This is a genomic window from Methylorubrum podarium (assembly GCF_022179745.1).
Taxonomy (GTDB): domain Bacteria; phylum Pseudomonadota; class Alphaproteobacteria; order Rhizobiales; family Beijerinckiaceae; genus Methylobacterium; species Methylobacterium podarium.
The window spans coordinates 1-5,269 of record NZ_BPRD01000409.1 but is presented as its reverse complement, the minus strand read 5'-3'; the positions used below and the strand labels follow the sequence as shown (position 1 = coordinate 5,269).

Annotated in this window: 6 protein-coding genes; 2 read left to right on the top strand and 4 right to left on the bottom strand. The window is 72.7% G+C overall.

What is annotated here, in order from left to right; translation table 11 throughout:
- A partial coding sequence (locus MFF42_RS19360) for a LysR substrate-binding domain-containing protein (RefSeq protein WP_238257206.1) occupies positions 1 to 698 on the top strand: 698 nt, incomplete at its 5' end.
- A gap of 33 nt (positions 699 to 731) precedes the next feature.
- On the opposite strand, the gene MFF42_RS19355 is transcribed toward MFF42_RS19360, so the two are convergent.
- The 3 genes from MFF42_RS19355 to MFF42_RS19345 are packed head-to-tail and all read right to left on the bottom strand — an operon-like array spanning position 732 to position 3,815.
- Complete coding sequence (locus tag MFF42_RS19355; protein ID WP_238257205.1) at positions 732 to 2,021, bottom strand: type III PLP-dependent enzyme; 1,290 nt, start codon at positions 2,019 to 2,021, stop codon at positions 732 to 734.
- Positions 2,022 to 2,026: 5 nt separating this feature from the next.
- A complete protein-coding gene (locus MFF42_RS19350) occupies positions 2,027 to 3,544 on the bottom strand; it encodes an AMP-binding protein (protein ID WP_238257204.1) in 1,518 nt (505 codons plus the stop codon).
- A gap of 19 nt (positions 3,545 to 3,563) precedes the next feature.
- Positions 3,564 to 3,815 (bottom strand): acyl carrier protein, encoded by a 252-nt coding sequence (locus tag MFF42_RS19345; protein WP_096486293.1) that lies wholly within the window; start codon positions 3,813 to 3,815, stop codon positions 3,564 to 3,566.
- A 232-nt stretch (positions 3,816 to 4,047) separates the two neighbouring features.
- On the opposite strand from MFF42_RS19345, the gene MFF42_RS19340 reads away from it, so the two are divergent.
- A complete protein-coding gene (locus MFF42_RS19340; protein WP_238257203.1) occupies positions 4,048 to 4,587 on the top strand; it encodes a DoxX family protein in 540 nt (179 codons plus the stop codon).
- Here the strand turns inward: MFF42_RS19340 and MFF42_RS19335 are convergent.
- Positions 4,544 to 5,269, bottom strand: a 726-nt coding sequence (locus tag MFF42_RS19335; RefSeq protein WP_238257202.1) for an MFS transporter, incomplete at its 5' end; no start/stop codon positions are given. The genes MFF42_RS19340 and MFF42_RS19335 overlap by 44 nt on opposite strands.

The window sequence follows — 5,269 nt, the reverse complement described above, 5'->3', positions numbered from 1 at the left end:
TCGGCGCCCTCGGCGAGGTCGAGGCGGCACTCGACGTCGTCAACGGGTTCCGCGACCGGCCGGCGGGCACGCTCCGGCTCAACGTGCCGGTCAGCGCGGCCCGGCTGGTCCTGCCCAAGATCGTGCCGCCGTTCCTGGCCGCCTATCCGGACATCCGCCTCGACGTGGTCGCCGAGGAGAGCTTCGTCGATGTCCTGGCCGCGGGCTGCGATGCCGGCATCCGCTACGACGAGCGGCTCGAACAGGACATGATCGCCGTCCCGATCGGCCCGCGGGAGCAGCGCTTCGCCACGGTCGCCGCGCCGGCCTATCTCGAGCGGCACGGCCGTCCGGAGCATCCGCGCGCGCTCCTCACCCATGCCTGCATCGGCGGCCGGTTCGCGAGCGGCCGGAAGACGGAATGGGAGTTCGAGCGGGACGGGGAGATCGTGCGCGTCGATCCGAGCGGGCCGCTCACCGTGCGCGTCGGCGGCGCCACCGACCTCGCGGTCGAGGCGGCGGTCGCCGGGGTCGGCATCCTCACCCTGTTCGAGGACTGGCTGCGGCCGCACCTCGACAGCGGCGCCCTGGAGCCGGTTCTGGAGCCGTGGTGGCCGCGGTTCTCCGGCCCGTTCCTGTACTATCCCGGCCGCCGCTACCTTCCGGCACCGCTCCGCGCCTTCGTCGATTTCATCGGCCGGTCGCGGCGCGTGTCCTGACGTCGCGAAGGGGGCGGGGGCAGAGGGGCGCGATCAGCCCCGGGGCCGGATCGCGGTCGCCCGGCCGCCCTCCACCAGCAGTTCGGCCGGCATCGGGTGGCTCAGGAAGCCCGTTGGGCTCGCGGTCAGTCCGTAGGCGCCCGATTGCAGCACGGCCACGAGGTCGCCCTCGGCCAGCGGCGGCAGGGGGGCGGCCCGCGCCAGCATGTCGAGGGGCGTGCAGAGCGGGCCGACCACGGCGGTGGCCGCGGGCTCGGCGCCACCGCCGTCGACGACCGCCGCCAGTGGAAAGTCGCGCTTGACGACCTGTCCGAGATTGCCGCTCGCGGCGAGGTGGTGATGCATGCCGCCATCGGTGATGACGAAGCGGCTGCCGCGGGAGTCCTTCACCGCCAGCACCCGCGCCACGTAGACCCCCGCCGGCCCGGCGAGGTAGCGGCCGGGCTCCAGCACGACGCGGGCGCCGGCCAGCAAGGGATCGGCCCGCAGCGTCGCGGTCAGGTCGGGCAGCCCGGCGCGGAGCGCGCCGAGATCGAGGGCGGCGTCGCCGGAGAAGTACGGGATGCCGAGGCCGCCGCCGAGGTCGATCGTCTCCAGCGGCCGCCCGGTCCGTCGCGCGATCCGCGCCGCGAGGCCGAGGCCGTAGGCCCACTGGCCGAGCAGGGTCTCCGCCTTCAGCCCCTGCGTGCCCGCGAAGAGGTGGAGCCCGACGAGGCGGAGCGCGGCCTGCGCCTCCACCGCGTCGATGGCCGCATCCATCGCCTCCTCGTCGAAGCCGAAGGGCGAGGGCTTGCCGCCCATCCGCATCGCCCCGCCCTGGGCGGCGGCGCCGGGATTGATCCGCAGGGCCACCCGCACCGTCACCCCGTGACGCTCGCCCGCGGCGGCCACGCGAAACATCTCCTCGCGGTTCTCGAGATGGATCTCGCCGATGCCGCCCGCGACCACCCGGTCGAGGTCGGCCGCACCCTTGCCCGGACCCGCGAACAGGATTCTTTCGGGGGGGACACCGGCCTCGAGGGCGGCGTCGAACTCGGCACCCGAGGCGATCTCGGCCCCCGCGCCCTCCTCGTGAAAGACCCGGATCACCGCCGGGTTCGGGTTCGCCTTCACGGAGTAGTCCACCTCCGCGAAGCCGGCCAAAGCGTCGCGCAGCGCCCGGTAGCTCCGGCGCATCGTCGCGGCATCGTAGACGAAGAGCGGCGTGCCGAAGTCTTCCGCGAGTTCGGTCAGCGGCAACCCGCCGACACGGAGAATACCCGCCTCGTCGCGCGAAAAGTTTTCGGCGATCAGCGCGGCGGCGAGGTCGGGAGCGTCGGCCATCGGTCCTAGATTTCCGCCGCCGCCCGCTCGGCGGTGAGGCGCTTGTAATCGACCTTGCCGTTGGGCGTGGTCGGGAGCGCCGCCACCGCCTCGATCGTGCGGGGGACGAGGTGGGGCGCCAGCGCCCTGCGCAAGGCTTGCAGGACGTCCGCCGTGCCCGGCGCGCCCTCGGCGGGGACGGTGACCGCGTGGATGCGCTGGCCCAGGCTCGGATCGGGCAGGCCGATCACGGCGGCCGCGCGGAAGGCGCCGGTCTCCATCAGCGCCGCCTCGACCTCGGTCGGGCTCACGCGGAACCCTTGCGTCTTGATCATCGTGTCCTCGCGGCCGATGAAGCGGAAGAAGCCGTCGGCATCCTCCACCACGAGGTCGCCGGAGCGGCAGACGAGGCCCGGTTCGCGTCCGGGCGGCGGGAAGGGATCGGGCACCAGCACGCGGGCGGTGTCCTCCGGCCGCTTCCAGTAGCCCATCGAAACGGTGGGGCCGCGGTGATGCAGGATCCCGGGCTCATTCGGCCGCGCCCGCCGTCCGTCGGGGGTGAGCGCGAAGATCTCGGTCTCGGGAATGGCGCGGCCGATCGAGTCGGGCCGCCGGTCGATTTCCTGCGGAGGCAGGTAGGTCGAGCGGAAGGCTTCCGTGAGACCGTACATCAGCACGATGGCCGTGTGCGGCAGCCGGGCGCGCAGGCGCGCGATGGTCGGCAGGGCGAGGCTGCCGCCGGAATTGGTGATGGCGCGCAGCGCCGAAAGGTCGGCCGTGGCCAGGTGCGGCGCGGCGCGGCTCAGCAGCGTCCACAGCGTCGGCACGCCCGCCAGCAAGGTGATGCGGTGGGCCTCCAGCGCCCGCACCACGTCGTCGCCGAGCCGCGGCGTCAGGAGGACGATCCGCGCCCCCTGCTCGACGCTGGTGAGCAGCTGGTTGAGGCCGTAATCGAAGGAGAAGGGCAGCACCGAGAGGATGCGGTCCCGCGGGCCGATGCCGAGATAGGTCCGCACGATGCGGGTGCCGGCGATCAGGTTGGCGTGGGAGAGCATCACGCCCTTGGGCAGGCCGGTCGAACCCGAGGTGTAGAGGATCGCCGCCAGCCCCTCCGGAGCCGGCTCGCCGGGCAGGAGGGGGGCGCCGTCCCCGCCCGTCTCCTCGGTCAGGACGCGCACTCCCAAAAGATCGTCCAGCGCGCCCTCCAGCCCGGCGGCGTGGGGCGCATCGGTCAGCAGCGCCCGCGCGCCGCTGTCGGCGACGATGTGGTGGACCTGGCGCGGGCGCAACGACGGATGGATCGGCACGAACACGCCGCCGGCGGCAGCGACCGCGAAGATCGCCACGCATTCGCGGATCGATTTCGGCAGGAGGATCGCGACCCGGTCTCCGGGCCGCAGGCCGAGGTCTTCCAGGCGGGCCGCCAGCGCGGCGACGCGGGCCCGGAAGGCGCCGTAGGTGAGGGTCTCGGCCCCGTCGACGATCGCCGGGGAATCGTCCGCGCCGGCTCCTTCGAGCAGGTGGTGCAGCAGCGTCGGGGCCATGGAACGGATCGGGCGGGGATCAGACGTCGGAACGCCGGTCGTCGATGAAATGGGCCAGCGTGTCGACGCTGGCGAAGTTGGCGAGATCGAAGCTGTCCTCGTCGATCTCGACGCCGAAGCGGTCGCCGAGATGCATCATCAGGTCGAGGATGCCGATCGAATCGAGCGCGTCGCTGGTCACGAGGGAGGTCTCCCCGGTGACGGCGCCGGAGGGAAGGCCCGGGTTGCGGGCCGCGATGAAGGCGAAGATCGCCTCCCGCACGTCGGCCATCGACTGAACCACGGCTTGGATGCCCCTCGATCCGTCCTGTGCTGGTCTCGGGTTGCGGGCTTAAGCCCATCGCAAGGGCAAGTCCATCGCAAGTCCATGGCAAGTCCTCGGCGGGCCCCTGGTTCACGAACGATCCCCAGCCATCCGCCGCTTCGCGCGATCCGCTTAACCCGCGATTCACGCTGCCCGCCGAGGCTTTCCGACATTCCTTTCCTCCCGGAGTCCTCGGCCCGTGTTCGGTTCAGCCCAGAACGGCGTCCTCCTCGCCGCCCGCCTCCTCATGGCCTCGGCCCTGCTGCCGACCGGCATCGCGCGGGCGCTCAACGTCTCCGGCTTCGCGGTGACGCTGGCGGGCGCCGGCTGCCCCGCCCCCAACGCGATGGCGACGGCGGCCGTGATCGTGCAGGTGTTCGGGCCGCTCGCGGTGATTTTGGGCGTGATGCCGCGGCTCACCGGGCTCGCCATGGCCGGCTTCGTCGCCGGCATGGCAGCCCTGCTGCACCCGTTCTGGCTCCATGCCGGGGCCGCCGCGGTGACCGAGCGCAGCTTCCTCCTCGCCGATCTCGGGCTCGCCGGCGCCTTCCTGATGTACGCGATGACCGGCCCCGGTGCCTGGAGCTGGCGCGGCTTCTTCGGCGCCGGCGCGGAGTCGGCCTTCGCACAGGCGCCCGCCAAGGCATCGGCCAAGGTATCGGCAAAGACGCCCGCGCGCGCCAAGTCCGGCGGCGTCAAGCGGACGGGCGGCCGGGCTCCGGCGCGTGCCGCGGCGTGATCGGCGCCAAGCTCTGAGGCGAGCCGTCGGCGGGTCTCGGCACGGCCTCGGCGACTCGCCGCTGGCCCGAGACCTCCGACCCCGCATCCGGCGCCAGCCGCCGGAACACGAAGAACGAGCCCGCCGAGATCACGGACACCGCGAGGAAGGCGAGGGGGAAGTCCCCCGCCTCGATCCCGGAATGGCCGTGCCAGGAGGCGGCGCCCTCCAGCGCCAGGGCGCCGATGGAGACGCCGAGGCTCAGCGAGAGCTGCTGCGCGACGCTGGCCAAGCTCGTCGCCGCGCTCATCTCGCGCGAATCGAGGTCGGCATAGGCGATGGCGTTGACGCAGGTGAATTGCAGGGAGCGCACGCAGCCGCCGAGCAGCAGCACGCTGACGATGATCCAGTGCGGCGTCTCGGCCGTGAACAGCCCGTTGGCGGCGAGGAAGGCGGCGGCGACCAGCGCGTTCGTCACCATCACCCGGCGGAAGCCGTGGGCGCGCAGGATGCGCGGGCCGACGATCTTGATCAGCAGCGCCCCCGCCGCCGCGGCGAAGGTGATGAGACCCGAATGCAGCGGGTCGAGGCCGAAGCCGATCTGCAGCATCAGCGGCAGCAGGAAGGGGATCGCGCCGGTGCCGATGCGGAACAGGCTTCCCCCCGTCACCGCGGCGCGGAAGGTGTCGTGCTTGAGGAGATC